31 protein-coding genes are annotated in these 26898 nt (G+C 56.6%); 16 read left to right on the top strand and 15 right to left on the bottom strand.

Annotated elements, in window-relative coordinates:
• Positions 1-6: 6 nt before the first annotated feature.
• From ABLV66_RS03990 to ABLV66_RS03960, 7 genes are all read right to left on the bottom strand, one after another.
• A complete protein-coding gene (locus ABLV66_RS03990; protein ID WP_289575920.1) occupies positions 7-1203 on the bottom strand; it encodes an NAD(P)/FAD-dependent oxidoreductase in 1197 nt (398 codons plus the stop codon).
• On the bottom strand, positions 1200-2126 hold the full coding sequence (locus tag ABLV66_RS03985) for a VOC family protein (RefSeq protein ID WP_045379551.1): 927 nt from the start codon (positions 2124-2126) through the stop codon (positions 1200-1202). The genes ABLV66_RS03990 and ABLV66_RS03985 overlap by 4 nt, the downstream gene beginning before the upstream one ends.
• 87 nt (positions 2127-2213) lie before the next feature.
• Entirely contained in the window at positions 2214-3002 is a 789-nt protein-coding gene (locus ABLV66_RS03980; RefSeq protein WP_045392053.1) for an IclR family transcriptional regulator, read from the bottom strand.
• Positions 3003-3015: 13 nt separating this feature from the next.
• Positions 3016-3765: an SDR family oxidoreductase gene (locus ABLV66_RS03975; RefSeq protein ID WP_047044069.1), complete on the bottom strand. Its 750-nt coding sequence runs from the start codon at positions 3763-3765 to the stop codon at positions 3016-3018.
• Positions 3765-4787, bottom strand: a complete 1023-nt coding sequence (locus ABLV66_RS03970; RefSeq protein WP_047078915.1) for a Rieske 2Fe-2S domain-containing protein — start codon at positions 4785-4787, stop codon at positions 3765-3767. The genes ABLV66_RS03975 and ABLV66_RS03970 overlap by 1 nt, the downstream gene beginning before the upstream one ends.
• 10 nt (positions 4788-4797) lie before the next feature.
• Positions 4798-5106 carry a recombinase-like helix-turn-helix domain-containing protein gene (locus ABLV66_RS03965; protein WP_004144765.1) on the bottom strand — a complete coding sequence of 103 codons (309 nt, stop codon included), beginning with the start codon at positions 5104-5106 and terminating at the stop codon, positions 4798-4800.
• Positions 5103-5426: a Rieske (2Fe-2S) protein gene (locus tag ABLV66_RS03960; RefSeq protein ID WP_004151769.1), complete on the bottom strand. Its 324-nt coding sequence runs from the start codon at positions 5424-5426 to the stop codon at positions 5103-5105. The genes ABLV66_RS03965 and ABLV66_RS03960 overlap by 4 nt, the downstream gene beginning before the upstream one ends.
• A gap of 427 nt (positions 5427-5853) precedes the next feature.
• On the opposite strand from ABLV66_RS03960, the gene ABLV66_RS03955 reads away from it, so the two are divergent.
• Positions 5854-7068, top strand: coding sequence for an MFS transporter (locus ABLV66_RS03955; RefSeq protein ID WP_348877262.1), 1215 nt, complete (start codon positions 5854-5856; stop codon positions 7066-7068).
• Positions 7069-7071: 3 nt separating this feature from the next.
• Here ABLV66_RS03955 and speB read toward each other — a convergent pair whose 3' ends face one another.
• The 6 genes from speB to ABLV66_RS03925 all read right to left on the bottom strand — a co-directional run bounded on the left by speB (position 7072) and on the right by ABLV66_RS03925 (position 11624).
• Complete coding sequence (gene speB, locus ABLV66_RS03950; protein ID WP_015369744.1) at positions 7072-7992, bottom strand: agmatinase; 921 nt, start codon at positions 7990-7992, stop codon at positions 7072-7074.
• Positions 7993-8145: 153 nt separating this feature from the next.
• Positions 8146-8820, bottom strand: coding sequence for a hypothetical protein (locus tag ABLV66_RS03945; RefSeq protein WP_047078912.1), 675 nt, complete (start codon positions 8818-8820; stop codon positions 8146-8148).
• Positions 8821-8970: 150 nt separating this feature from the next.
• The gene (gene speA, locus ABLV66_RS03940) at positions 8971-10947 is read right to left on the bottom strand and encodes a biosynthetic arginine decarboxylase (RefSeq protein ID WP_020077953.1); all 1977 of its coding nucleotides are present in this window, start codon (positions 10945-10947) and stop codon (positions 8971-8973) included.
• An 8-nt stretch (positions 10948-10955) separates the two neighbouring features.
• Positions 10956-11072, bottom strand: a complete 117-nt coding sequence (gene yqgB, locus ABLV66_RS03935; RefSeq protein ID WP_015369741.1) for an acid stress response protein YqgB — start codon at positions 11070-11072, stop codon at positions 10956-10958.
• Positions 11073-11156: 84 nt separating this feature from the next.
• A complete protein-coding gene (yqgG, locus tag ABLV66_RS03930; RefSeq protein WP_418269008.1) occupies positions 11157-11306 on the bottom strand; it encodes a small protein YqgG in 150 nt (49 codons plus the stop codon).
• A 9-nt stretch (positions 11307-11315) separates the two neighbouring features.
• Positions 11316-11624, bottom strand: coding sequence for a hypothetical protein (locus tag ABLV66_RS03925; RefSeq protein WP_141097048.1), 309 nt, complete (start codon positions 11622-11624; stop codon positions 11316-11318).
• A 136-nt stretch (positions 11625-11760) separates the two neighbouring features.
• Here ABLV66_RS03925 and metK point away from each other — a divergent pair, with 136 nt between their 5' ends.
• The 8 genes from metK (at position 11761) to ruvX (ending at position 19011) form a co-directional block, all read left to right on the top strand.
• Positions 11761-12915 carry a methionine adenosyltransferase gene (gene metK, locus ABLV66_RS03920; protein WP_004149807.1) on the top strand — a complete coding sequence of 385 codons (1155 nt, stop codon included), beginning with the start codon at positions 11761-11763 and terminating at the stop codon, positions 12913-12915.
• Positions 12916-13306: 391 nt separating this feature from the next.
• Entirely contained in the window at positions 13307-14701 is a 1395-nt protein-coding gene (locus ABLV66_RS03915) for a sugar porter family MFS transporter (protein WP_045379571.1), read from the top strand.
• Between the two features lie 78 nt (positions 14702-14779).
• Positions 14780-15280, top strand: a complete 501-nt coding sequence (locus tag ABLV66_RS03910; RefSeq protein WP_047044079.1) for a SprT family zinc-dependent metalloprotease — start codon at positions 14780-14782, stop codon at positions 15278-15280.
• Between the two features lie 94 nt (positions 15281-15374).
• Positions 15375-16082 carry a deoxyribonuclease I gene (gene endA / locus ABLV66_RS03905; protein WP_045392065.1) on the top strand — a complete coding sequence of 236 codons (708 nt, stop codon included), beginning with the start codon at positions 15375-15377 and terminating at the stop codon, positions 16080-16082.
• A gap of 88 nt (positions 16083-16170) precedes the next feature.
• A complete protein-coding gene (gene rsmE, locus ABLV66_RS03900; RefSeq protein WP_015369736.1) occupies positions 16171-16902 on the top strand; it encodes a 16S rRNA (uracil(1498)-N(3))-methyltransferase in 732 nt (243 codons plus the stop codon).
• Between the two features lie 48 nt (positions 16903-16950).
• Positions 16951-17901 (top strand): glutathione synthase, encoded by a 951-nt coding sequence (gshB, locus tag ABLV66_RS03895; RefSeq protein ID WP_045392071.1) that lies wholly within the window; start codon positions 16951-16953, stop codon positions 17899-17901.
• A 130-nt stretch (positions 17902-18031) separates the two neighbouring features.
• Positions 18032-18595, top strand: a complete 564-nt coding sequence (locus ABLV66_RS03890; RefSeq protein ID WP_045392076.1) for a YqgE/AlgH family protein — start codon at positions 18032-18034, stop codon at positions 18593-18595.
• Positions 18595-19011, top strand: coding sequence for a Holliday junction resolvase RuvX (gene ruvX, locus ABLV66_RS03885; protein ID WP_015369733.1), 417 nt, complete (start codon positions 18595-18597; stop codon positions 19009-19011). Before ABLV66_RS03890 ends, ruvX begins: the two co-directional genes overlap by 1 nt.
• A 363-nt stretch (positions 19012-19374) precedes the next feature.
• On the opposite strand, the gene ABLV66_RS03880 is transcribed toward ruvX, so the two are convergent.
• Complete coding sequence (locus ABLV66_RS03880; protein WP_047044084.1) at positions 19375-20028, bottom strand: LuxR C-terminal-related transcriptional regulator; 654 nt, start codon at positions 20026-20028, stop codon at positions 19375-19377.
• A gap of 341 nt (positions 20029-20369) precedes the next feature.
• On the bottom strand, positions 20370-21359 hold the full coding sequence (locus tag ABLV66_RS03875) for a type IV pilus twitching motility protein PilT (RefSeq protein ID WP_348877261.1): 990 nt from the start codon (positions 21357-21359) through the stop codon (positions 20370-20372).
• 16 nt (positions 21360-21375) lie between these two features.
• Between ABLV66_RS03875 and ABLV66_RS03870 the strand changes: the two genes are divergently transcribed.
• From ABLV66_RS03870 to ABLV66_RS03840, 7 genes are all read left to right on the top strand, one after another.
• The gene (locus ABLV66_RS03870) at positions 21376-22080 is read left to right on the top strand and encodes a YggS family pyridoxal phosphate-dependent enzyme (protein WP_063416375.1); all 705 of its coding nucleotides are present in this window, start codon (positions 21376-21378) and stop codon (positions 22078-22080) included.
• A 17-nt stretch (positions 22081-22097) separates the two neighbouring features.
• A complete protein-coding gene (locus tag ABLV66_RS03865) occupies positions 22098-22664 on the top strand; it encodes a YggT family protein (protein WP_015369729.1) in 567 nt (188 codons plus the stop codon).
• Positions 22661-22951 carry a DUF167 family protein YggU gene (gene yggU / locus ABLV66_RS03860; RefSeq protein ID WP_015369728.1) on the top strand — a complete coding sequence of 97 codons (291 nt, stop codon included), beginning with the start codon at positions 22661-22663 and terminating at the stop codon, positions 22949-22951. Before ABLV66_RS03865 ends, yggU begins: the two co-directional genes overlap by 4 nt.
• A 12-nt stretch (positions 22952-22963) precedes the next feature.
• Positions 22964-23557 (top strand): XTP/dITP diphosphatase, encoded by a 594-nt coding sequence (locus ABLV66_RS03855; protein ID WP_316422649.1) that lies wholly within the window; start codon positions 22964-22966, stop codon positions 23555-23557.
• Positions 23550-24689 (top strand): radical SAM family heme chaperone HemW, encoded by a 1140-nt coding sequence (gene hemW, locus ABLV66_RS03850; protein WP_348877259.1) that lies wholly within the window; start codon positions 23550-23552, stop codon positions 24687-24689. The genes ABLV66_RS03855 and hemW overlap by 8 nt, the downstream gene beginning before the upstream one ends.
• A gap of 291 nt (positions 24690-24980) precedes the next feature.
• Entirely contained in the window at positions 24981-26027 is a 1047-nt protein-coding gene (locus ABLV66_RS03845) for an ABC transporter substrate-binding protein (RefSeq protein ID WP_045392084.1), read from the top strand.
• Positions 26028-26086: 59 nt separating this feature from the next.
• A complete protein-coding gene (locus ABLV66_RS03840; protein ID WP_004181271.1) occupies positions 26087-26896 on the top strand; it encodes an ATP-binding cassette domain-containing protein in 810 nt (269 codons plus the stop codon).
• Positions 26897-26898: the final 2 nt, after the last annotated feature.

The raw sequence follows: 26898 nt of genomic DNA, 5'->3' as shown, positions 1-26898 counted from the left end.
CGTTAATTATCGCAATGACATCAGCGAGAAAGTCGGGTCAGCGAGCGGGACGTCAGAGAGATCCCTCCCCGCCGCCATCCAGCGCTTCGCCAGCTTCACGGTACGTGCATTATTGAAGGCCACCAGCTGCGTTAAACGTCCATCGGCATTGAGCGAGAAATAGAGCGCGCCCTGCGGCTCGTCACGCACGATGGTACGGCTGCCCGCCTGCGGGATCCCCAGGATCTGGATATTGCGATCGTATTGATCCGACCACAGCCATGGCGCCTCGTCGTAGCCGCTGGCCTGCGGATCGAGCATCGCTTTCGCCGTCGCGATGGCCTGATTTTGCGCAAAGGCCCACGACTGAATGCACAGGCCATACTGATGATGCTGAGCGACATCGCCGGCGGCGAAAATCGCCGGATCGCTGCTGCGTCCCTGGGCATCGACGACAATCCCGCGCTCGACAGCGAGCCCGGCATCGCGCGCCAGTTCCAGATTGAGATCGACGCCGATCCCCACCACCACCGCATCGAAGGTTTCCCGCTGGCCGTCGCAGTGCAGCGTCGGCAGGCCGTTATCATCTTCCAGCTCCAGCGCGCCGCAGCCGCGGCGAATATCAACGCCCTGCCGGCGATGCAACTCATCCAGCGCCTGCGAGACCTCCATACTGACCGAGCGCATGCACAGCGCCGGCTGCTGTTCATAAAGGGTCACGGCTACGCCGCTTTTGCGCGCCGAGGCGGCGATTTCGAGGCCAATCCAGCCGCCGCCGACGATCGCCAGCCGCGTTGCCGATGCCAGCCGCTGCTTCAGACGCTGCGCGTCCTGCCAGTGGCGCAGGGTATAGACCTGCGGATGCTGCGCCCAGGCCTCGGACGGCAGGCGCGCGCGGCCGCCGGTGGCGATCAGCAGTTGGTCGTACGCCAGCGTTTCGCCGTTGCTCAGCGCCAGGGTTTTATTTTGCCGGTCGATCGATTCCGCGCGCAGCGGGCGGTACCAGCGCAGATCCAGCGCCTGTTGCGCCTCGGCGCTGAATAATCGCGGCAGCGCCGGTTCGGCCTCCAGCAATGCCGCTTTCGACAGCGGCGGGCGCTCGTAAAAATCCCATTGCTCTTCGGCAACCACGCAAATCTCGCCGCTAAACCCTTCATCACGCAGCGTTTTCGCCGCCCAGCCGCCAGCCTGACCGCCGCCGATAATGACTATCCGCGCCGTCATACCGCCTCCGGTTTTTTCTGCTGGCGACGGGTATCGTGATCGATACCGCCTTCCACCGCCCATTCGGTAAAGGACACGAGTGAATGCTCCAGCTCGCGCGGCTGCCAGTTTTCCGTCAGATAGTCATCGTTGGTGTAGTACTCAAAAGCGCCGCCGGTCGGGCTGTTGACATACCAGAAGTAGGCCGAGGAGACCGGATGGCGGCCGGGGCCGATAAACGTGCTCCAGGCGTTTTTATTCATCGCAATGCCGCCGCCGATCACTTCGTGAATATCACGTACGGTAAATGCGACGTGGTTAAGTCCACGTTTGCGGTTGGGCAACTGCAATAAGAAGAGGTTATGGTGGCCGCCGCGCACGCCGCAGCGCAGGAACACCGCGCGATTGATATAGCGGTCTGACACCTGGAAGCCGAGCACTTCGCGATAGAAACTTTCCACCGCCGCCAGTTCTTCCACGAAGAACACCACGTGGCCGACGTTAATCGGCTGCGCGCGGTCGTACACCGGGCTCGGGGTGTCGATGCGACGTACATCGCCCCACTGGTTGATCGGCTCGACGTTCAGTTCCACCGCCGTTTGCTGGCTTACCTGCACCCGCAGCGTCATACCGTTAGGGTCGCGGCACTCCAGCGCGCCGTCGATTTCACGGAAAGCGGGCTGACGTTCCAGCTTCGGGCGCAGCGCATCCAGCGCCGCCCGATCCGCCACGCCCCAGGTCATGCGACGCAGGGTGTTGCCCGCCTCAAAGGCTGGCGGCAGGTCGGCGCTATCGGTCGGGTTAAGTTCGACCCGCGCGCCGCTGAGGGTGGTAAATGCGCGGCCGCTGGCGTCGCCGGTCAGGCCAAAATCGCGCATGAATTTCGCGCTGTGGTTCAGGTCGTCTACGCCAAATTCCAGCTTTTCAATTCCGGTAATACTCATTCTTCGTCGCCTCTTTACCGTTCAGTCGCCCGAATTGGGCGTAAAACATGCCCGACGCAATCAAGCGCCTGCCGTTAAGTTGTTGATTTAACTTGCCTGTGACAAATATCCGAGGAAACCGGAAATTTTGTCCGCCGCCATACTGACTTCGTTCTGTAACCGCTCGCGATCGCTTTGCGGGATCTCGTCCGACGGCACCAGAATGCTAACGACCGCCGCCACCCGGCCGCTGCGGTCAAAGACTGGATAGACAATCGATGAGATACCGTGGCGATAGAACGATTCGCCAATCACATAGCCGCGGGCTTTATCCTGCTGCACCATCTGCCACAGCGCTTCGCGGTCGTATAGCTGGCCCGGCGTATTGCCCGGCAGACGTTCATCCGGGAACAATTGCTCAAACTCGCTGCGGGAAACATCGGTCAGCAGCATGCGGCCAAGCGAGGTGCAGTGCACCGGTAGCCGCGTTCCGACGCTGACCTGGTTGATACGCGAACCGGCGGCACTGACGCGGGCGATGTAAATGATGTCGCGGCCATCGCGGATCGCCAGATGGCTGCTGCACTGGCTGATATCGCGCAGTTGCTCGATGACCGGCTGACCCACCTGGGCGACATCCAGTGAAGCGATATATTCAAAGCCCAGACGCAGTACGTTCATGCCCAGCGAAAAGGTATTGGTGCGGGCGTTACGCTCGAGAAAGCCCATATATTCCAGCGTCTGCACCACGCGATAGGCGGTCGCTTTCGGCATATCCACCAGCCGATGCAGCTCGGCAAAGGTCAGATCGCGATGCTGCTCGCCAAACGCCAGCAGCAGTTGTAAACCGCGCTCAAGCCCCGGTACCAGGTACTTCACTTCCTGATCGTTCGCCATACCGCCTCACTTGTTAGTTAAAAACAAAACCGCCGTTGACCGGGATCAGCTGACCGGTGATAAAGCGCGAAAGATCGCTCAGTAGCCAGACCACGCTGCCGGTGACATCTTCCGGCTGCTGCGCGCCGCTGAGCGCGCGGCCGTTCTCATACAGCTGATGACGCTCGGCGGGAACATATTCCGTGGCCTCGACGCGAGTCAGCCCCGGCGCAATGGCGTTGATACGGATCCGCTTTTCACCCAGCTCGCGGGCCATGGAGCGGGTCATCGCAATTACCGCGCCCTTGCTGGCGACATAGGCCATCAGCCGCGGCGCGCCCCACAGCGCGGTGTCCGAAGCGACGTTAACGATCGCCGCTCCTTCCCGCAACAGCGGTACCGCCTCGCGGGTCACCAGCCAGGTGCCTTTGACGTTGACCGTCATCACCCGATCCCACAGATCCGGATCGTAATCGATCATGTTTTTACCGCCGACGCCGGTCGCCATCGCTGCGTTATTGACTAAGCCATCAATCGGCCCCTGCGCGCCGATGGCGCTAAAGACCTGCTCGATCGACGTTTGACTGGCAAGATCGATGGCGTGGGATTCGACCTGATAGCCCTTCTGCTGCAGGCGATGAGCGCTTTCCGCCAGCTCCCCCTGCAGGATGTCGCACATCACCACCGTCGCGCCCTGCGCGGCGCAGGCTTCGGCAAAGTGGTAACCCAGGCCGCGCGCCGCGCCGGTGACGACAATGCGTTTACCGTTCAGCAGGCCGTTCATCAGGCGGCACCCTGCTGCGCTTCGCGAAGCGCTAACTGCTCTTTCGCCGCTTTCTGCATCATGCGGCGCAGGCGGGACAAACCGACGTCATGTTGATAGAGATATTCATGATCGCGGGCGTTCGGCGCCAGGCTCTCCAGCACCACGCGATCCTGTTCCAGTACTTCCCAGTGCAGTTTTTCCAGACGGTTGCGGTACATAAAGCGCCACAGATCGCGCTGCCAGCCTTGAACGCCGCGGATGCGCCAGAAGAAGACGCGGCAGTTGTCGTTATCTTCCGGAACCACCATGCCGACGATCCAGAAGTGGCCACCCGGCCCGAAACGCTTTTTGTACGGAATAGACAGGCGCATCCAGTAGGCGCCGCTGTTGCCCAGTTCAACCCAGTCAAAGTTGACGCCGCTCTGCCCTTTTTTCTCGAAGATAAAGCCGGTTTTCGTCGGCTGCAGCACCATATCGGCTTTGCGATCGCCCTCCGCCATCGAGTGCGATGACGAGTGCAGATAGGTACCGTGCATCGGGTCCATCACGTTTTCCAGCGCGTACTGGTAGTTGCATTTCCACGCCGCGGTGCACAGGAAGTTACTGTATGTTTCGTGGTCGGCCAGTTCCTCCGGGAAGCTCAGTTCATCAGGCTGCTGGTCGGCGGTGACGCCGAACCACAGGAAGATTGCCCCATGCGCTTCCTTCACGCTGTAGCTGCGCACGCACTGCTGGCCGACCAGCGGGCAGCGGTCAACCGCCGGGACGTCTTTGACTTCGCCGTTACCGGCGACTTCCACGCCGTGATACCAGCAGGCGATACGATCGCCTAAGTTCCAGCCCATTGACAGACGCGCGCCGCGATGCGGGCAGCGGTCTTCCAGCGCCTGCACCTGACCGTCTTTATTCCGCCAGACCACGATCTGCTCACCGAGACGGGTAATGCCCACCGGCGCAGACTGCACCTCCCAGCTCGCCAGCACCGGATACCACAGGCCGCGCAACCCTTTATCAAGATAGTTTTGTACCGTTGTCGTCATTACTGTGTCCTCAGTAGCCGTTGACCTGTAAAAATGCCTGGAAGCTGCTTTCACTCCACGGTTCGCCCTGCTGGTCATGCATCCTGACGCCATTGAGACCGTTCACCAGCTCACCGAGGCTTTCCGCGCCCTGTTCGAACAGCGTTTCCAGGGTCGCGATAAGCTGAAGCTCCCAGTTTTCCGGCACCCGGCTGCGGGTTTGCCAAATCAGATTGTGATAGTCGCCAGGCTTATGGATATTGCCGTTTCCACCTTCCGCCGGTGGCGTAAACTGGCGGCTTTCCGGTAGCGCCGGGTTGAAGTCCAGGGATTCGCTCATGCCACGTTCTCCTCGATAAAAGTAATCTGGATCTGATTGTCGTATACCCGCACCGGGTAACGATTAAGGTTGCGGCCGCCGGGGCCATGCAGGCACTGGCCGGTTTTGACGTCGAATACCGCCTCATGCAGCGGGCATTCCACCTTGCCATCTTCGACAAAGCCCTGGCTCAGGAGCGCATAGGCATGAGGGCAAACGTCTTCCAGCGCGTAATATTCGCCATCAATCAGATAAATACCGATTTCCTTACCGTCGATATTGCCGCTATATGGGAAATCTTCCTGTACTTGCTCCGCGTCACATACGCCTATCCAGCTCATCGCAATCCTCCAGGCTTTTGTTTCATATATGAAACTCTGTTTCTTATTTAATACGGTCAATATAAAAGCGGTGAATGTTTCGTCAAGCGTTAATGTGACGAAGTTGTTAATGAAAGGCTTTTAAATTAGCTAAGTGTGCAATTGATCACGAAAAACTGCATTCAGATGAAATGATGATATTTAAAGCGGTGATCCATTATAAATAAAAATGCCGATTTAAATTTCACATGCCGCTATTGACTTCTTTTCAAGACGATCATTAAAAATGTGCAATAGCGGAAACCATGGTGTTTCACCTATGAAACAACCATTTATTTAATTGTTTAAAAACAATGAGTTTCACAGGTGAATCATTTTACTCATGTGACTATTTCTGGCGTTAAAAAATAATAACCGGCAATCATTAAATTAAGCGTGGAGATAACGAATGGCGGCAAGATGGCAAGGGGTAATAGCACTACTTTTGTTAATAATTATTTCCTACGTCGATCGGGTAAATATCTCGGTGATGATCCTTAACCCGGAATTCGCTGCCCATTTTCAGTTAAATGAAAACAGAATGTTACAAGGAATGCTAATGACATGCTTTCTTCTGGGTTATGGTTTTTCGGCATTATTATTAACACCAGTTATAGAAAGTAGATGGCATTATCGTCAGGGACTGTTAAGCAGCATTGCGATATGGGCGCTGGTGTGCGCCATTTCCCCGTTACTCGGTTCACTAATGGGAATGTTAATCGCGCGCATCGTTCTTGGCGTGGCGGAGGGGCCGCTATTCTCACTGAAAACGCGCTTTATCAACGACAACTTCGCCGCCGATGAAATAGGTAAACCGAATGCGGTGACCGCCCTCGGCGTATCGTTGGGGCTGGCGGTAGGCTTCCCGCTGGTCACCTGGCTGATGGCGCACGTTGGCTGGATCGGCACGTTCTACGCGCTGGCGCTGCTGAATTTGCTGCTCGGCGGTGGATTAATCTGGCGGTTTCTCCCCGCGCCGCAAGTGACCGCACAGCGCGCGAAGCCGGGCTTCAGCCAAACTTTTGCCCTCGCCTGGCGTACGCCGCTACTTGGCTGGATCCTGCTGGTGGAAATCGCCACGCTCAGCTATCTATGGGGGAGCAGCGCCTGGTTGCCCGCCTGGCTGCGCGATGAGCACCACTTCTCACTACAGGCCACCGGGCTGCTGGCGGCAGTCCCCTTTCTGTTAAGCCTGGGCTCAAAGTTTCTTGGCGGCGTGCTCCTCGACAAAATGCGCCCGGAGCAGGCGCCGCTGCTGTTTATTATCGGCGGCCTACTCACCGCCGGTTCCGTGTTGGCGCTGATGCTCAGCCAGCAGCCGGCGATGCTGGCGCTATTTATGCTGGCGGCGAACGTTTTCTGGGGATTACAGGGGGCGGCGATCCCGGCGGTGGTGCAGCATCATGCCCCGCGCGAAGCGGTGGGCAGCGCCTATGGGATCATTAACGGCATTGGCAACATCTGCGCGGCGTTTATTCCGCTGCTAATGGGAGTGGTGATGAAATCGGTGGGATCGGTCAGTTCTGGTTTTTCCGTTCTGGTGGCCTCCCAGCTGATCACGCTGTGCGCCGGCGGCGTACTGCTGCTGCGCATGCGTCGCGCAGCAGCAGCAGTAAACGCTTAAAAATTAGTCGCCTTTCTTCGCCGCCTGAATATAAAGCATCTCCAGCGCCAGAGTCGCCGCCGCCAGGGCGGTGATTTCGGACTGGTCATAGGCCGGGGCGACTTCAACCACGTCCATCCCGACGATGTTCAGATCCTTCAGGCCGCGCACCAGTTTGATCGCACGGTCGGAGGTGAGTCCACCGATCACCGGCGTACCGGTACCTGGCGCAAATGCCGGATCCAGACAGTCGATATCGAAGGTCAGGTACACCGGCATATCACCGACGATCTGCTTCACCTGAGCGATGATGTCATCGACGCTGCGGTCGTTAACCTGGCCCGCATCAAGCACGGTGAAACCGTTATCTTTATCAAATTCGGTACGAATACCGATCTGCACGGAGTGGTTCGGATCGATAAGCCCTTCATTCGGCGCGGTGTAGAACATGGTACCGTGGTCGAATTCACAGCCGTTGGCGTAGGTATCGGTGTGGGCATCGAAGTGTACCAGCGCCATTTTACCGAAATGCTTGGCGTGGGCGCGCAGCAGCGGCAGGGTGACGAAATGGTCGCCGCCGAAGGAGAGCATGCGTTTACCGGCCGCCAGCAGTTTCTCCGCGTGCGCCTGCAGTTTCTCGCTCATTTCGCGGGCGTCGCCGAAGGCGTAGACCAGATCGCCGCAGTCCACGACGTTCAGGCGTTCGCGCATGTCGAAGTTCCATGGGAAACGGTTGTGCTCCCAGGCGAGGTTGGTTGACACCTGACGGATCGCCGCCGGGCCATGGCGGCCACCCGCGCGCCCGGAGGTCGCCATATCAAACGGCACGCCGGTGATGACCCAATCCGCATCGCTTTCATACGGCATAAAGTTCATCGGCAGACGCAGGAAACCAAAAGCGTTGGATACCAGGGAGTTATCGTATTGATGACCTAAAGTGCTCATGGATATGACCTCTTTTCACAGTCGTGGAACGTAAAAAATAAGTATAAAAAAACCCCTCCGCGTCGTTAGGCCCGACGAGGAAGGGTTTGAATTGGGTTACTGCTTATAAGGACAAATTATCGCCTGAAAACCGCCCGGCGGCAAGCGGGACGTTTATTTTTGACAAGGCGCTGGGGCTTTTCCGCGTAAGGCAAAAGCGGCAAAACCGATTGCCCCGACGTTGCGACCAATCTCCTGGGCAGATTGGACAGCGTAAGACGCTGAGACGTTTGAAAACTCAAATGCCGTTTCAACGCGGCTGTTTTTACGAAAACCTTTGATCGCCAGCGAGCCGCCAGCCGGCACAATATAGCCGCTATTATTGAGCGAAGCGGCCTTACCGCTCAGCACATCAAGACCATCTACCGTGGCGACAATTTCATAATCCATGCTGCGGCTATAATTGCGGACGTATAATTGATACTGCGTACCATTATGCGCCTCAATGGCATATTGCCATTCGCCCGTATCATGATTATAACTACGAGTGATAGGAAGAAAATTATAATTAGCATCACGTACCGTATATTCCAGGTCACCTTGATGAATATTATACTGTTGATCAAAACCAGTTTGATACGGGCCGGAATAATCAATCGATACCATTTCGTCAGGGTAACGACCCATGCGTTCCGCGGACCTGTGTTTAATCGTTGAGCGCAGGTCGTTCTCTTCATGAGGGCCGGCCACAGAGGGGCGCGCCGCGCAACTATTGTTTGCTATTGGGCGCGAACAGCCGCTTAATAGTAATACACCGATAATAAAACCGTAATACGGCATGCTTTTCATATACCATCCCTGTCCCACTGCTGTAATTTCCTTGCGGCAGTGTACGGGCCTTTACGGTTTTAAAAAGCATGCAATATGATGTTTCAGATTTCATTTATAAAAAAGGCCGGTTTATGAATCTAAACCGGCCTTTCCGCAGAGGGCTCTTAATTACTCATCTTCAAGATAAGTATATCCGTATAGCCCCGCTTCGAACTCTTCAAGGAACTGCTGCTGCAGCTCGGCGTCGAGACCAGTATTTTTCACCTGATCGCGGAACTGGGTCAGCAACGTATTCGGATCCAGCTGGACGTACTGCAGCATATCAGCCACCGTATCGCCCTCATCGGAGAGCTCAACCTCAACGCTACCATCAGGGAAAACGAAAACGTCTACCGCTTCGGTATCACCAAACAGGTTGTGCATGTTGCCGAGGATCTCCTGATAGGCGCCAACCATGAAGAAGCCCAGCATCGGCGGGTTCTCCGGGTCGTATTCCGGCATCGGCATGGTGGTGGCGATCCCGTCGCCGTCAACGTAATGATCGATGGCGCCATCGGAGTCACAGGTAATATCCAGCAGCACCGCGCGGCGTTCCGGAGACTTGTTCAGCCCTTCCAGCGGCATTACCGGGAACAGCTGATCGATACCCCAGGCATCCGGCATCGACTGGAACAGCGAGAAGTTGACGTAGATTTTATCCGCCATACGTTCCTGCAGCTCATCGATGATCGGGCGATGGGCGCGGTTGCTCGGATCAAGCTGTTTTTGCACCTCATGGCACATGTTCAGATACAGCTGTTCCGCCCACGCGCGCTCCTGCAGATTGAAGGTGCCGGAGGAGTAGCCGATATGGATATCGTGCAGATCCATTTGGCTGTCATGCAGCCATTCACGCAGCGAGCGGCGGTTGCCGGTTTCGTGCATCTCCAGCCAGGTTTCCCACATGCTCTGCAGCGGACGCGCGGCGTCTTCCGCCGGCGGGGTCGCCTCGGTGTATTCGTTGCGTTCAACGCCGATGATATTGGAAACCAATACGGTGTGGTGCGCGGTCACCGCGCGGCCGGACTCCGTAATCACCGTCGGGTGCGGCAGGCCGTTCTCTTCACAGGCATCGCCGATAGCCCAGATGATATTGTTGGCGTACTCATTCAGGCCGTAGTTCACCGAGCAGTCGGACTGCGAGCGGGTCCCTTCGTAATCGACACCCAGACCGCCGCCGACGTCGAAGCACTGAATATTGACGCCCAGCTTATGCAGCTCGACGTAGAAACGCGCCGATTCGCGCACGCCGGTGGCGATATCGCGAATGTTGGCCATCTGCGAGCCGAGGTGGAAGTGCAGCAGTTGCAGGCTCTCAAGATGGCCTGCCTCGCGCAGAATCTCGACCAGTTGCAGCACCTGCGTCGCCGCGAGGCCAAATTTAGATTTCTCGCCGCCGGAGGACTGCCATTTACCGGATCCCTGCGAAGCCAGACGCGCACGCACGCCAAGGCGCGGCACCACGTTCAGACGGGCGGCCTCTTCCAGCACGATGGCGATTTCCGACATCTTCTCGATGACCAGATAGACCTTATGGCCCATCTTCTCGCCCACCAGCGCCAGACGGATGTATTCGCGATCTTTATAACCGTTGCAGACGATCACGCTACGGGTCATGCCCGCGTGCGCCAGCACCGCCATCAGTTCAGCCTTCGAACCGGCCTCCAGCCCCAGCGGTTCGCCGGAGTGGATCAAGGATTCAATCACGCGACGGTGCTGGTTGACCTTGATCGGGTAGACAAGGAAATAGTCGCCGTTGTAACCGTAGGATTCACGCGCGCGCTTGAAGGCGGCGTTAATCGAGCGCAGACGGTGTTGCAGGATCTGCGGGAAGCAGAACAGCGCCGGCAGGCGTTGTCCCTGGGCTTCGCGCGCTTTGACCAGCTCGGCCAGATCGACGCGCGCTTCCGGGACGTCAGGATCGGGGCAAACGCTGATATGGCCCAGTTCGTTAACGTCGTAATAGTTATTACCCCACCAGGCAATATTGTAGGTACGTAGCATTTTGCTGGCTTCCTGGGAGCTCATCGCAACCTCCTGCATGGAACGTAGTACACCGTGTTCGCCTGCTGACGAAAGCGAACCCAAAGACATGTCGTCAGACATAGCGAACCTCAACTTGTAATATTAACTACTATCGCAGTCGACAGACGCGATAACAACCCATGAACAGCCTTTAATCCCAGCAGATAGTGCTGGCACTGCAGCTGCGCGACCGGTTTCTTATTCATATATAGTAAAACACGTACCCGAAGCTGGTATGACAGCCCGGAGAAACCACGAGAAAACCCTTGCTCACGCAAGAGCGCCCTTGTTCAGTTTTCAAAAAGCCTGGAGGCCCTGGAATCCTGAGAAGCGCCGAGATGGGTAGAACATCGGCAGGTTTGCACGAAAGAGATGCAGATTGCGGGATAGAATTGCGCGACAGAACGACGCGACGAATCAGGCGAAAAACGTTGGTTCATTATCTGGTATCACCTCCACACTGCCCCGAAAAAGGCCAGCGACAAGCCAAAGCTATACATATCGAACAGCTGGCGAAACCGCCGCTGTGTAACAGAGTGCTTAACCCGGCTGGAAGTGGCGTCACGAGATGGAGCTTCGTGCGCTTTTTTAATGAGCCGCGCGCGGCGTTTTATACCGAGAAGCGGGGTAAAATGCAAAATAAAAATACGCGCCTTGCCGGGGTTGTCAGGAAAAATTTCCACCACGCTTTTTCCATTAATGCGGGCGATGTCAAAAAAATGTGGAAATGCGATGAAGTTCTGACCTAAAATAGCCATCCAGAAGTTAATCCATCTATACTGATTAACACTCAGACTGCTCGTGTCACTACCTGCAAGCTTTGGTAGGGTCATCTAACAAAGCCTCTCTACACAACAGTATGAGCTACACGAATACTCACAGGTAAAATAAAACATGGCAAAACACCTCTTTACGTCCGAGTCTGTATCAGAAGGGCATCCAGACAAAATTGCTGACCAAATCTCCGATGCCGTGCTGGACGCGATCCTCGAGCAGGATCCGAAAGCGCGCGTAGCGTGCGAAACCTATGTCAAAACCGGCATGGTTCTGGTTGGCGGTGAAATCACCACCAGCGCATGGGTTGATATCGAAGAGATCACCCGTAACACGGTGCGTGAAATTGGCTACGTGCATTCCGATATGGGCTTTGACGCCAACTCTTGCGCCGTCCTGAGCGCCATTGGTAAACAGTCCCCGGATATCAACCAGGGCGTTGACCGTGCCGACCCGCTGGAACAGGGCGCGGGCGACCAGGGCCTGATGTTTGGCTATGCCACTAACGAAACTGACGTGCTGATGCCGGCGCCGGTGACTTACGCGCACCGTCTGGTACAGCGCCAGGCTGAAGTTCGCAAAAACGGTACCCTGCCGTGGCTGCGTCCGGATGCGAAAAGCCAGGTCACTTTCCAGTATGACGACGGCAAAATCGTCGGCATCGATGCGGTTGTGCTTTCCACTCAGCACGCTGAAGATATCGATCAGAAATCCCTGCAGGAAGCAGTGATGGAAGAGATCATCAAGCCGATTCTGCCGACCGAATGGCTGAACGCTTCCACCAAGTTCTTCATCAACCCGACCGGACGTTTCGTCATCGGCGGCCCGATGGGCGACTGCGGTCTGACCGGTCGTAAGATCATCGTTGATACCTACGGCGGCATGGCTCGTCACGGCGGCGGCGCGTTCTCCGGTAAAGATCCATCTAAAGTTGACCGTTCCGCAGCCTACGCGGCGCGCTATGTGGCGAAAAACATCGTTGCCGCAGGCCTTGCTGACCGTTGTGAGATTCAGGTTTCCTACGCTATCGGCGTCGCTGAACCGACTTCAATCATGGTCGAAACCTTCGGCACCGAAAAAGTGCCTTCTGAACAGCTAACCCTGCTGGTACGCGAGTTCTTCGACCTGCGTCCGTACGGCCTGATTCAGATGCTGGATCTGCTGCACCCAATCTACAAAGAGACCGCGGCTTACGGTCACTTTGGTCGCGAACATTTCCCATGGGAAAAAACCGACAAAGCAGCCCTGCTGCGCGAAGCGGCTGGCCTGAAATAAGCCACCCCGCTTGACTGCTTAAGGCCAGCCCCGCGCTGGCCTTTTTGTTGCCCTGAATCTCTCTCCCCGACGTTTGACCATCGTTGATCCATTTCCCTCCTCCACGTGATGAAAGCGATTACATATATACCGCAAGGGCGGGATTGTTTTAGCTGCCAGTAGGCACGAACTCTTTTCACAATGTTACATAACATGTCGAATATTGCCGTTTCAGCGCAATCTTATTGGCGAGGTTTGATTTTTATATCTATGATTTGAATATATTTTTACTGATTACATATCTTTACCTTAGTGTAACCGATTACACAGTCGTGATTGTAATCACGTTTTTTTGTCCGGCACTGCCCTACTCTTAGCAGCGACAGAATCAATCACTCAACTGGAGGGCGTTATGCCTGACAACAAAAAACAAGGGCGTTCAAACAAGACGATGACGTTCTTTGTCTGTTTCCTCGCCGCGCTGGCCGGCTTATTGTTCGGCCTTGATATCGGCGTTATTGCCGGCGCCTTACCGTTCATTGCTAATGAATTCCAGATCAGCGCACACACCCAGGAGTGGGTGGTCAGCTCCATGATGTTCGGCGCCGCCGTCGGCGCAGTGGGCAGCGGCTGGCTCTCTTTCAAACTTGGGCGTAAAAAAAGCCTGATGATCGGCGCGATCCTGTTTGTGGCCGGTTCACTCTTTTCCGCCGCCGCGCCGAACGTCGAAATTCTGCTGATTTCCCGCGTATTGCTGGGGCTGGCGGTTGGCGTCGCCTCTTACACCGCGCCGCTGTACTTGTCGGAAATCGCACCGGAGAAAATCCGCGGCAGTATGATTTCGATGTACCAGTTGATGATCACCATCGGCATCCTCGGCGCCTACCTCTCTGACACCGCCTTCAGCTACAGCGGCGCGTGGCGCTGGATGCTCGGCGTGATTATCATCCCGGCAATCCTGCTGCTGATCGGCGTAATCTTCCTGCCGGATAGCCCGCGCTGGTTTGCCGCTAAACGCCGTTTCGTCGATGCCGAGCGCGTCCTGCTGCGCCTGCGCGATACCAGCGCGGAAGCCAAACGCGAGCTCGATGAAATCCGCGAAAGCCTGAAAGTCAAACAGTCCGGCTGGGCGCTGTTCAAAGAGAACAGCAACTTCCGCCGCGCGGTGTTCCTCGGCGTACTGCTGCAGATCATGCAACAGTTCACCGGGATGAACGTCATCATGTACTATGCGCCGAAGATTTTTGAACTGGCGGGCTATGCCAATACCACTGAGCAAATGTGGGGCACGGTGATCGTCGGCCTGACCAACGTACTGGCCACCTTTATCGCCATCGGCCTGGTCGATCGCTGGGGCCGTAAACCGACGCTGATCCTCGGCTTTATCGTGATGGCCGCCGGTATGGGCGTGCTGGGCAGCATGATGCATATCGGTATTCATTCTGCTACCGCGCAGTACTTCGCGGTACTGATGCTGCTGATGTTTATCGTCGGCTTCGCGATGAGCGCCGGCCCGCTGATTTGGGTACTGTGTTCTGAAATCCAGCCGTTGAAAGGCCGTGATTTCGGCATCACCTGCTCCACCGCGACCAACTGGATTGCCAATATGATCGTCGGCGCCACCTTCCTGACCATGCTGAACTCTCTCGGCAGCGCCAATACCTTCTGGGTCTACGGCGGTCTGAACGTGCTGTTTATCCTGCTGACTATCTGGCTGATTCCGGAAACCAAAAACGTCTCGTTGGAACATATCGAACGCAACCTGATGCAGGGACGTCCGCTGCGCGAAATCGGCGCCCGCGATTAATCCCCTCTGTGCTTCCTCCCCATCCGGGAGGAAGCTTCTTCTTGCTCTCCCCCGCGCGGCGCACTATCCTCTGGCGCTATGAAAACACCCCGAATTCCCATCGCTATCCAGCAGGCCGTCATGCGTAGCCTACGGGAGCATCTCGCCACCGCCAATCTCAAGCTGGAACGCCGCTATGCGGAACCGACGCTGGTTTATCAGCAGCGCGGCACCTCCGCCGGCACCGCGTGGCTGGAGAAAAACGAGATCCGCCTCAATCCAGTGCTATTGCTGGAAAATCAGCAGGCGTTTATCGATGAAGTGGTGCCGCACGAACTGGCGCATCTACTGGTGTGGAAGCACTTTGGCCGCGTCGCGCCGCACGGCAAAGAGTGGAAATGGATGATGGAGGCCGTGCTGGGCGTCCCCGCCCGCCGCACCCATCGCTTTGAGCTCGATTCAGTCCGCCAGAACACCTTCTCCTATCGCTGCCAGTGCCAGCAGCATCAGCTCACCGTCCGTCGCCATAACCGCGTGGTGCGCGGTGAAGCCACTTACCGCTGCGTTCGCTGCGGCGATCTGCTGGTGGCCGAAAAGTAACCACTGGAATTAATTAGAAACTTTCTGATCTGACTGATTGCATCTGACACCCTCATTCGCTACGTTGCGGGCTCGTTTTGACACGGAGTTTACGATGTCCCGTATGTATGTTTTCGCCGTCGCGTTATTCAGCGTGGCAGCCAGCGGCCAGCTTGCGGCCGCTGGTATTAATAGTTTTTCCCAAGCGAAAGCCGCTGGCGTAAAAGTGAATGCCGACGTCCCCGGCGACTTTTATTGCGGCTGTAAAATCGACTGGCAGGGTAAAAAAGGCGTTATCGATCTGGAATCTTGCGGCTACAAAGTGCGTAAAAATGAGAACCGCGCCAGCCGGGTCGAATGGGAACATGTGGTCCCGGCATGGCAGTTCGGCCACCAGCGCCAGTGCTGGCAGGATGGCGGGCGTAAAAACTGCGCCAAAGATCCGGAATACCGCAAAATGGAAAGCGATATGCATAACCTGCAGCCTGCGGTCGGCGAGGTCAATGGCGATCGCGGCAACTTTATGTACAGCCAGTGGAACGGCGGCGATGGACAGTATGGTCAATGCGCCATGAAGGTCGATTTCAAAGATAAAGTCGCCGAACCGCCAGTACGCGCCCGCGGCTCGATCGCCCGCACCTACTTCTATATGCGCGACCGCTATCAGCTAAATCTTTCCCGCCAGCAAACCCAGCTATTTACCGCCTGGGATAAGCAGTATCCGGTGACCTCCTGGGAATGCGAGCGCGATGAGCGAATCGCCAAAGTTCAGGGCAACCATAATCCTTACGTCCAGCAGGCTTGCCAGGCGCAAAAGAGCTAACCTACACTAGCGGCAATTGTTAATTTGCAGCCGCCGCCTTCTCCGCCGAGGGGAAGGCGCAATCTGCGCGAAGAACGGAATATCAAGCATGCGCATCCCCCGCATCCACCACCCGGAACGCATTACCCCCGGCAGCCACATCGCCCTCAGCGAAGATGCAGCCAACCACGTTGGCCGCGTCCTGCGCATGAGCAAAGGCCAGGAAATACAGCTATTTGATGGCAGCAATCAGGTTTTCGACGCGGTCATCACCGAAGCGGGCAAGAAAAACGTCATGGTCGAGGTTATCCGCGGCCAGATCGACGATCGTGAATCTCCGCTGCATATCCATCTCGGCCAGGTGATGTCACGTGGCGAAAAAATGGAATTCACCATCCAGAAATCGATCGAACTTGGCGTAAGCCTCATAACGCCACTGTTTTCCGAGCGCTGCGGCGTTAAACTGGATGCCGAACGCTTGCAGAAGAAGATTCAGCAATGGCAGAAAATCGCTATTGCCGCCTGCGAACAGAGCGGCCGTAACATCGTGCCGGAAATACGCCCGGCGATGCAGCTGGAAGCCTGGTGCGCCGAGGAAGAAAACGGCCTCAAGCTCAACCTGCACCCGCGCGCCAGCGCCAGTATCAATACGCTGCCGCTGCCGGTTGAACGTGTTCGCCTGCTGATTGGCCCGGAAGGCGGCCTGTCGGCGGAAGAGATAGCGATGACCGCTCGCTACCAGTTTACTGATATCCTGTTGGGACCGCGCGTTCTGCGTACTGAGACTACCGCGCTCACCGCCATCACCGCGCTGCAGGTGCGTTTTGGCGATCTGGGCTAAAATCTGGCGCAACGATCCGCAAACACGACAGCGCTAATGGAGAGAACAATGATCAAGCTCGGCATCGTGATGGACCCTATCGCATCCATCAACATTAAAAAAGACACCAGCTTCGCGATGTTGCTGGAAGCGCAGCGTCGCGGCTATGAACTCCATTATATGGAGATGAACGACCTGTACCTCATCAACGGCGAATCCCGCGCCCGTACGCGCACGCTGAGCGTCGAGCAGAATTACGACAAATGGTACGCGTTCACCGGCGAACAGGATCTTCCGCTGGCGGATCTCGACGTTATCCTGATGCGTAAAGACCCGCCGTTCGATACCGAGTTTATCTACGCCACCTACATTCTCGAGCGCGCCGAAGAAAAAGGTACGCTTATCGTCAACAAGCCGCAGAGCCTGCGCGACTGTAACGAAAAGCTGTTTACCGCCTGGTTCTCCGAACTCACCCCGGAAACGCTGGTGACCCGTAATAAAGCCCAGTTGAAAGCGTTCTGGGAGAAACACGGCGATATCATTCTCAAACCGCTGGACGGTATGGGCGGCGCCTCAATCTTCCGCGTAAAAGCGGGCGATCCGAACCTCGGCGTCATTTCCGAAACCCTGACCGAACTGGGTAGCCGCTACTGCATGGCGCAGAATTACCTGCCTGCCATCAAAGACGGCGACAAACGTGTGCTGGTTGTGGACGGCGAACCAGTGCCATACTGCCTGGCGCGTATCCCGCAGGGCGGTGAAACGCGCGGCAACCTGGCCGCCGGCGGCCGTGGCGAAGCGCGTCCGCTGACCGAAAGCGATTGGGAAATTGCCCGCCGCGTCGGCCCGACGCTAAAAGCCAAAGGCCTTATCTTCGTCGGCCTGGATATCATCGGCGATCGCCTGACCGAGATTAACGTCACCAGCCCGACCTGTGTGCGCGAAATCGAAGCCGCTTTCCCGGACGTGTCGATTACCGGCATGCTAATGGACGCTATCGAAAAACGTATCAATAAATAAGTACTGGGGCGGGCAAACGCCCGCCCGCCAGGCGTCTTCCGGCGCCGGTAAAATAAAGTGCATCGACACGTTTCTACTTTACCCGCATACTGGGTGTTGTTTTTTTAAACCAGGAACAGAACCTCTGACAATGAATTTACAGCATCACTTTCTGATTGCCATGCCTGCGCTACAGGACCCTCTTTTCCGTCGCTCCGTCGTCTATATCTGCGAGTACAACGACGATGGCGCCATGGGCATTATCATCAATAAGCCGCTGGAAAATTTGCAGGTGGAAGGGATCCTGGAAAAACTGAAAATCGCGCCGGTGGCGCGCAACCCGGAAATTCGCCTGGATAAACCGGTGATGGTCGGCGGCCCGCTGGCGGAGGATCGCGGTTTTATCCTGCATACGCCGCCGTCTGATTTTTCCTCCAGCATCCGTATCTCCGACAACACGGTGATTACCACCTCACGCGACGTGCTGGAAACTCTCGGTACCGATAAACAACCGAGCAACGTGCTGGTCGCGTTGGGCTACGCGTCGTGGGAAAAAGGGCAACTGGAGCAGGAAATTCTCGATAACGCCTGGCTTACCGCACCGGCCGATCAGAATATTTTGTTTAAAACGCCGATTGCCGATCGCTGGCGCGAAGCGGCCAAACTTATCGGTATCGATATCGTGACGATGCCTGCCGACGCGGGGCATGCATAATGAGCGGTACCTTTCTGAGTTTTGATTTTGGCACCAAAAGCATCGGCGTCGCCGTTGGGCAGCGCATTACCGGCACGGCGCGTCCGCTCCCGGCGCTGAAGGCGCAGGACGGCAAACCGGACTGGAACATCATCGAAAAGCTGCTGAAAGAGTGGCAGCCGGAAGCGGTGATTGTCGGCCTGCCGCTGAACATGGACGGCACTGAACAACCGCTAACCGCGCGAGCACGTAACTTCGCCAATAAAATTCATGGCCGCTTCGGCGTAAAAATCACTCTCCACGACGAGCGTTTAAGCACCGTCGAAGCCCGCGCCGGGCTGTTCGAACACGGAGGTTTTCGCGCGCTCAATAAAGGCAGCGTTGATTCCGCCTCTGCCGTGGTTATCCTCGAAAGCTATTTCGAACAAGGATACTGATCGGTAGCTCTGGGATGAAAGCGAAGCATAGATTCGCTTTTGCGCCGGGTGGCGGCTTCGCCTTACCCGGCCTACAAAACTTCCGCTGGCATCACCCGTAGGCCCGCGCAAGCGTAGCGCCGCCGGGCAATCATGGCAGCGGACGCGGAGCCGCTTTCGCGCCGGGTGGCGGCTTCGCCTTACCCGGCCTACAACCCCTTCGCTGGCATCACCCGTAGGCCCCCGCAAGCGTAGCCCCGCCGGGCAATCATGGCAACGGACGCGGAGCCGCTTTCGCGCCGGGTGGCGGCTTCGCCTTACCCGGCCTACAACCCCTCGCTGGCATCACCCGTAGGCCCGCGCAAGCGTAGCGCCGCCGGGCAATCAGTGACGCAGATGTTCATTCGCCCAGCTCACCGCCTGGGTACGGTTCTTCACGCTCAGCTTACGGAACACATTGTACAGATGAGTACGTACGGTGTTTTCGCTGATAAACAGCGCGCGAGCGATATCCATATTTGTTGCGCCACAGCGCAGCTCGTTGAGGATCTCACATTCACGCTCGGTCAACGGTGAGTTCTCCGTCGGCGCCGTGACCTGATCCGCAGAATACAGCGCCGGGTGCATCACGCTCAATTCAGCCGTCTGTTCACCATTCAATACGGCTTTGACGCCCTCAATTAAGCGCGATTGGTCATCGTCATGACGGAATACGCCATATAACGCAGGCCATTGCGCCATTTCGTACAACTCATACTTTTGCGCGCTATTGATAATCAATAAACGCGGATTATCTGCCTGTACGCGAATAATATCTCGCCACACGCTATTCAATTTCTTATTGGAAACAGCAATATCAAACAATATTACGGAATCTTTTGCCAGGCGTTGAGTTAGCGGTTTGTTGATATTATGCAGAGTTACGTTTACGGATAGCTTCTCAGTCAACCACGTCGCAAATGCATTACTCTGAATGGACGGATGAGTAATGAAAGTCACCTGACGCGAATGCAGTAAATTCTCCGATAAATTAATCACTTGAAACTCTCCTTAGCAGTACCCCGCCATCTTAGCGGTTAAATTAACTGAAAATTAAACGTTCAATAATGTATTTATATTTTCAAATACATTTTGGTTATTGAAACATCATTTCATGAGAATCTTCCTATTCCCGCAAACAGCATAAATCGAACCCCGCAAAAGTGTCAAAAGGTAATCCCACTTTTTTCCTGGTTAAGCGGGGTAAATGTAAGCCCGCTGTCATAACATTCATTATTTAGTCTTAGGTCGTACCACTTATTTGTATTATAAAAACATTTATCAAAACATTAATTGAACACTGAATTAACAATTTAATGAATACCATCTTAGTTTCATCACTACGAGGGGGATAACTCACCTGCCGCTGCACGTTGTTGAAAACTCTGCGCAAAGGTTTGCATCCCAGCCTGCTGGCTGGTTTGCATCACGCCGGGTAGTTGATGCGTTTTCCCTTCGCGGATCAAATTTGCCACCGCCGGCGTGTTCACTAAAAGTTCGTATAGCGCAACCCGGCCGCCAGAAGCATTTGGCAACAATTTTTGCGCCGCCACGGCGCATAAACTCCCTGCCAGCTGGCTACGAACCGGCTCTTTTTCTTCCGCTGGAAAGACATCCACCAGCCGCTCGATGGCCTGCGCCGCGCTGCGGGTATGCAGCGTCGCCATCACCAGGTGCCCGGTTTCGGCTGCGGTCAGCGCCAGGCGAATGGTTTCGCTATCGCGCAGCTCGCCTAATAAGATGACGTCAGGGTCCTGGCGCAGCGCCACGCGTAGCGCCGCCGCGAAGGAGGAGCAATGGCGGCCGATTTCGCGCTGCTGGATCAGGCAGTTTTTGCTGGCGTGAATAAACTCCACGGGATCCTCAAGGGTTAAAATATGACCATGGCGATGTTGATTGAGGTAGTCCACCATCGCCGCCAGGGTGGTCGATTTGCCGCTACCGGTAGCGCCGGTAACCAGGATCAAACCACTCTCTTCATTTAGCAGTTCGCTAAGCGCGGCGGGCGCGCACAAATCAACCAACTGCGGGCATTGCTGCGGCAACAGACGCAAAGCCAGCGACAGGCCGCGCGTGTGGGCAAAAGCGCTGGCGCGCAGCCGAGGCCCGTTCGGGAGGACCAAAGCGAAGTCAACCTGACCATCGGTACGCCACTTCGCCAGCTGTGGGTCGTTAAGCCAGCGAGCGAGGATTTTCTCAACATCCGGCGAAGTAAAGGGCGCAGGCTCAAGCTTTCCCAAACGACGCCAGCGCGGCGGATACGCGCTGCACAGGTGTAGATCGGAGACGTTATGCTTTACACTAAGGGCCACGATTTCTTCCAGCTCCATAACTGATCCTCGGAATATGAACGATATTGCGCATAACCTGGCACAGGTCCGGGATAAAATCTCAGGCGCTGCCGCCCGCTGCGGCCGCGCTCCAGAAGAAGTTACGTTGCTTGCAGTGAGTAAAACCAAACCTGCGAGCGCTATCGAAGAAGCAATGGCCGCAGGACAGCGGGCATTCGGCGAAAACTACGTCCAGGAAGGGGTGGATAAAATCCGCTATTTCCAGCAGGCGGGCGTCAGCGGGCTGCAATGGCACTTCATCGGCCCGTTGCAGTCCAACAAAAGCCGGCTGGTGGCCGAACATTTTGACTGGTGCCACACCGTCGACCGGTTGAAAATCGCCAGCCGCCTGAGCGAGCAACGTCCGGCGGATCTAGCGCCGCTGAACGTGCTGATTCAAATCAACATCAGCGATGAACAGAGTAAATCCGGGATCCCGCTGGCGGAGCTTGACGCTTTAGCCGCCGGTGTCGCCGCCTTACCGAACCTCCAGCTTCGCGGGTTAATGGCCATTCCGGCGCCAGAGTCAGAGTATGAAAGGCAGTTTGCCGTCGCCCAACAAATGGCGGTAGCATTCGCGCAACTGAAAACGCTCTACCCTTCGGTTGATACGCTCTCTCTGGGCATGTCGGATGACATGGAAGCCGCTATCGCGGCGGGAAGCACTATGGTGCGCATCGGGACCGCAATCTTCGGCGCGCGCGACTACAGCAAAAAATAAGGAATCTGAGGAACGCCATGAAGACGTTGACCTTCCTGCTCTCCACGGTCATTGAACTCTACACAATGGTCATGTTGTTACGCGTCTGGATGCAGTGGGCGCGCTGCGACTTTTACAATCCGTTTTCGCAGTTCGTGGTGAAAGCCACCCAGCCTATCGTCGGGCCACTGCGCCGGATTATCCCGGCAATGGGGCCGCTGGATAGCGCCTCCCTGCTGGTCGCCTTCGTGCTCTGCGTTATCAAGGCGATCGTGCTGTTTATGGTAGTCACCTTCCAGCCGATTATCTGGATTGCCGCGGTGCTGATCCTGCTGAAAACCATCGGTTCGCTGATTTTCTGGGTGCTGCTGCTGATGGCTATTATGAGCTGGGTAAGTCAGGGTCGCAGCCCGGTGGAATACGTGCTGATGCAGTTGGCCGACCCGCTGCTGCGCCCGATTCGCAACCTTCTGCCATCCATGGGCGGCATCGACTTTTCGCCGATGGTGCTGGTGCTGCTGCTGTACGTGATTAATATGGGGATCGCCGAGCTGCTGCAAGCTACCGGCAATGTCCTGCTTCCGGGTCTGTGGATGGCGCTATGAGTGCCGTTGAAGTCTGTGCTGACGGGCTGGTGCTCAGGCTGTATATTCAGCCAAAGGCCAGCCGCGATAGCCTTGTTGGTCTGCATGGCGACGAGCTCAAAGTCGCCATCACCGCCCCACCCGTCGACGGCCAGGCAAATGCCCATCTGGTAAAATATCTCGCTAAACAGTTCCGCGTCGCGAAAAGCCAGGTGCTTATCGAAAAAGGCGAACTGGGCCGTCATAAACAGGTAAAAATCATTCACCCGCAGCAGATCCCGCCCGCCGTCGCGGCGCTGACTGACTAAACAGGATTGAATATGCAAAAAGTTGTACTCGCTACCGGCAACGCCGGTAAAGTTCGCGAGCTGGCCTCGCTGCTGGAAGATTTTGGTCTCGACGTCGTCGCCCAGACCGAGCTTGGGGTCGATTCCGCCGAAGAAACCGGCCTGACCTTTATCGAAAACGCGATCCTCAAAGCGCGTCACGCCGCGCAGGTCACCGGCCTGCCGGCCATCGCCGACGATTCGGGCCTGGCGGTGGATGCGCTGAGCGGCGCGCCGGGAATTTACTCCGCCCGCTACTCGGGCGAAAACGCCAGCGACCAGCAGAATCTGGAAAAGCTGCTGGATGCTCTGCAGGATGTGCCCGATGAGCAACGTCAGGCCCAGTTCCACTGCGTGCTGGTGTATCTGCGTCATGCCGAAGACCCGACGCCGCTGGTATGCCATGGCAGCTGGCCGGGCGTGATTACTCGTCAGGCGGCAGGTAACGGCGGCTTTGGCTATGACCCAATTTTCTTTGTACCGTCCGAGGGTAAAACCGCGGCGGAGCTGAGCCGTGAAGAGAAAAGCGCCATTTCCCACCGCGGGCAGGCGCTGAAACTGTTACTGGAAGCATTACGTAATGGCTAATTTGCCGCCTCTGAGTCTTTATATTCATATCCCGTGGTGCGTGCAGAAGTGCCCGTACTGCGATTTCAATTCGCATGCGTTAAAGGGCGAAGTGCCGCACGACGACTACGTCCAGCACCTGCTTGCCGATCTGCGCCACGATGCGCCATACGCACAGGGACGTGAAATTAAGACTATTTTTATCGGCGGCGGTACGCCGAGCCTGCTTTCCGGCCCGGCGATGAAAACCCTGCTTGATGGCGTGCGCGCCTGCCTGCCGCTGGCGGCGGATGCGGAGATCACCATGGAAGCCAATCCGGGGACCGTGGAGGCCGATCGCTTCGTTGACTATCAGCGTGCCGGCGTCAACCGTATCTCCATCGGCGTGCAGAGCTTTAGCGAGCCCAAATTGCAGCGTCTGGGACGTATTCACGGCCCGGAAGAGGCAAAACGCGCGGCGCGGCTGGCGAGCGGCCTCGGGCTGCGTAGCTTTAACCTCGATTTAATGCATGGCCTGCCGGACCAGTCGCTGGAAGAAGCGCTGGATGACTTACGCCAGGCGATCGCGCTGAATCCGCCGCATCTGTCGTGGTATCAGTTGACTATTGAACCGAACACGCTGTTTGGTTCGCGTCCGCCGGTGTTACCGGATGACGATGCGCTGTGGGATATTTTCGAACAGGGACATCAATTGCTGCGCGCCGCAGGTTATCAGCAGTACGAGACCTCCGCTTACGCCAAACCAGGCTATCAGTGCCAGCACAATCTCAACTACTGGCGCTTTGGCGACTACCTCGGTATCGGCTGCGGCGCGCACGGCAAAGTGACCTTCCCCGATGGCCGCATTCTGCGTACGGCGAAAACCCGTCACCCGCGCGGCTACATGGAAGGCCGTTACCTGGAGCGTCAGCACGACGTGGAGGCGGCGGATAAACCGTTCGAGTTCTTTATGAACCGCTTCCGCCTGCTGGAGGCCGCGCCGCGCGCGGAGTTCAGCTTGTATACCGGACTTGATGAGCAGGTTATCCGTCCGCAAATCGATGCCGCCATCGCCGAAGGCTATCTGCTGGAAGATGCGCAAAACTGGCAGATTACCGAGCACGGTAAGCTGTTTTTAAATTCGCTGCTGGAGCTGTTCCTCAGCGAAGAATAATCCCTGCGGGCGGCGCATCGTCGCCCGTATCTTCCCCCTACATCCTCTCCCGCTACGGTCAAATCGACTGGCGTTTTTTTGTTCGCTTATTTGCTGCGAATCACAAAATCCGATCGACTTTTTTCCTTTTCTTGACTCATTTTTTGCGCAATGGTAATCCTGCTTCATCGGTTGAGCAAATGTAAAACCGACGTATCCTACATGTGAATTATTGGTAACTCTGATTAAAAAAGTCTCTGTAACGTCGGCGCAACCCGGCGGGCTTAAGCCTATAAAAAAGAGGGTAACACAATGAATTACCGTAATATATTTATCACACTCGCCGCACTAACCGGCACCGTCACGGCTTCAGCCTGGTCTGCAGAGTCCGCCACCGTGGCCTTTTTAATGCCCGATCAGGCCTCTACCCGCTATGAGCAGCACGACTTCCCCGGTTTTAAGGCGGAAATGAGCAAGCTTTGCGCGGAATGTAAGGTCATCTATCAGAATGCCAACGCCAACGCGTCGCTCCAGCAGCAGCAGTTCAACTCGGTAATCGCCCAGGGGGCGAAAGTGATCGTCCTGGATCCGGTTGACTCTTCCGCCGCCGCCGCGCTGGTCGAAAACGCCCAGGCGCAGGGGGTCAAGGTCATTGCCTATGACCGCCCGGTGCCAAACAAACCGGCCGATTTCTACGTCTCATTTGATAACGAGGGCATTGGCTACGCCATCGCGAAATCTCTCACCGACCATTTGAAAGCGAGCGGCGTGCCGCAGGACGCCGGGGTGCTGCAAATTAACGGTTCGCCAACCGATGCCGCCGCAGGGCTGATCCGCGACGGTATCCATCGCGGATTGAAAGAGTCCGGTTACAAAACGCTGGCCGAATTCGACACCCCGGAGTGGGCGCCGCCGAAAGCCCAGGAGTGGACCGCCGGGCAGGTTACCCGCTTTGGCGACAAAATTAAGGGCGTGGTCGCGGCGAACGACGGTACCGGCGGCGGGGCGATTGCCGCCTTTAAAGCTGCCGGCGTCCAGCCGCTGCCGCCGGTCACCGGCAATGACGCCACTATCGCCGCGCTGCAGCTGATCATCGCCGGCGACCAGTACAACACCATCTCCAAGCCATCGGAGATCGTTGCCGCAGCGGCGGCCAAAGTGGCGGTTGATTTTATTCAGGGCAAAAAACCGCAGGCCAGCACCACCCTGTACAACACCCCTTCCCAGCTATTTACCCCGGAAGTGGTGACCGCCAAAAACATCAAAGCGGAAATCTTCGATAAAAAAATCCAGACCTGGGATCAGGTGTGTAGCGGCGAATACGCCGCCGCCTGCCAGAAGTTAGGCATCAGCAAGTAACCTGTGACCCTGCGCCCGCCGCGGCGGGCGTGATTTCGCCATTATTGAGGTCGTTTTGTATGCCGCAACAACAACACAACTCCGCCGCCGGGCGGCCAATACTGCAACTGCGCAACGTCTCTAAACATTTTGGCGCGGTGTCGGCGCTGACGGATATCGAATTAGAAGTCCACGCCGGCGAGGTGGTCGCGCTGGTCGGCGACAACGGCGCGGGCAAATCCACGCTGGTGAAGATCCTCGCCGGCGTCCACCAGCCGACCTCCGGCACCATTGAGTTTGACGGCAACCCTGTCACCCTCGATAGCCCCGGCAAAGCGCTGGAATACGGTATTGCCACGGTGTTTCAGGATCTGGCGCTGTGCGAAAACCTTGATGTGGTGGCAAACCTGTTTCTGGGCCATGAAATTTCGCCGTTCCAGCTTGATGAAGTAGCGATGGAAGTGAAAGCCTGGACGCTACTGCAGGAGCTGGCGGCACGAATTCCATCAGTACGCGAACCGGTGGCATCGCTTTCCGGCGGCCAGCGGCAGACCGTCGCCATCGCCCGTTCGCTGCTGCTGAATCCTAAAATCATCATGCTCGATGAGCCTACCGCGGCGCTGGGCGTCGCGCAGACCGCGGAAGTGCTCAACCTGATTGAGCGCGTTCGCGAGCGCGGGCTTGGCGTCATCATCATCAGTCACAACATGGAAGACGTTCGCGCCGTCGCCGACCGTATCGTGGTGCTGCGTCTCGGGCGCAACAAGGGGATCTTCACGCCCGATGCTTCTAATCAGGATCTGGTCGCCGCGATCACCGGCGCGACGGAAAACGCCGTCTCACGCCGGGTTGAACGTAAATCACAGCCCACGACTTCCGGAGCGATGTAATT

This window comes from Klebsiella sp. CN_Kp073, from assembly GCF_040065495.2.
GTDB classification, from domain to species: Bacteria; Pseudomonadota; Gammaproteobacteria; order Enterobacterales; family Enterobacteriaceae; genus Klebsiella; species Klebsiella aerogenes.
Note: the sequence above shows the minus strand (reverse complement) of the source record. Positions and strands in the feature narration are given on the sequence as shown.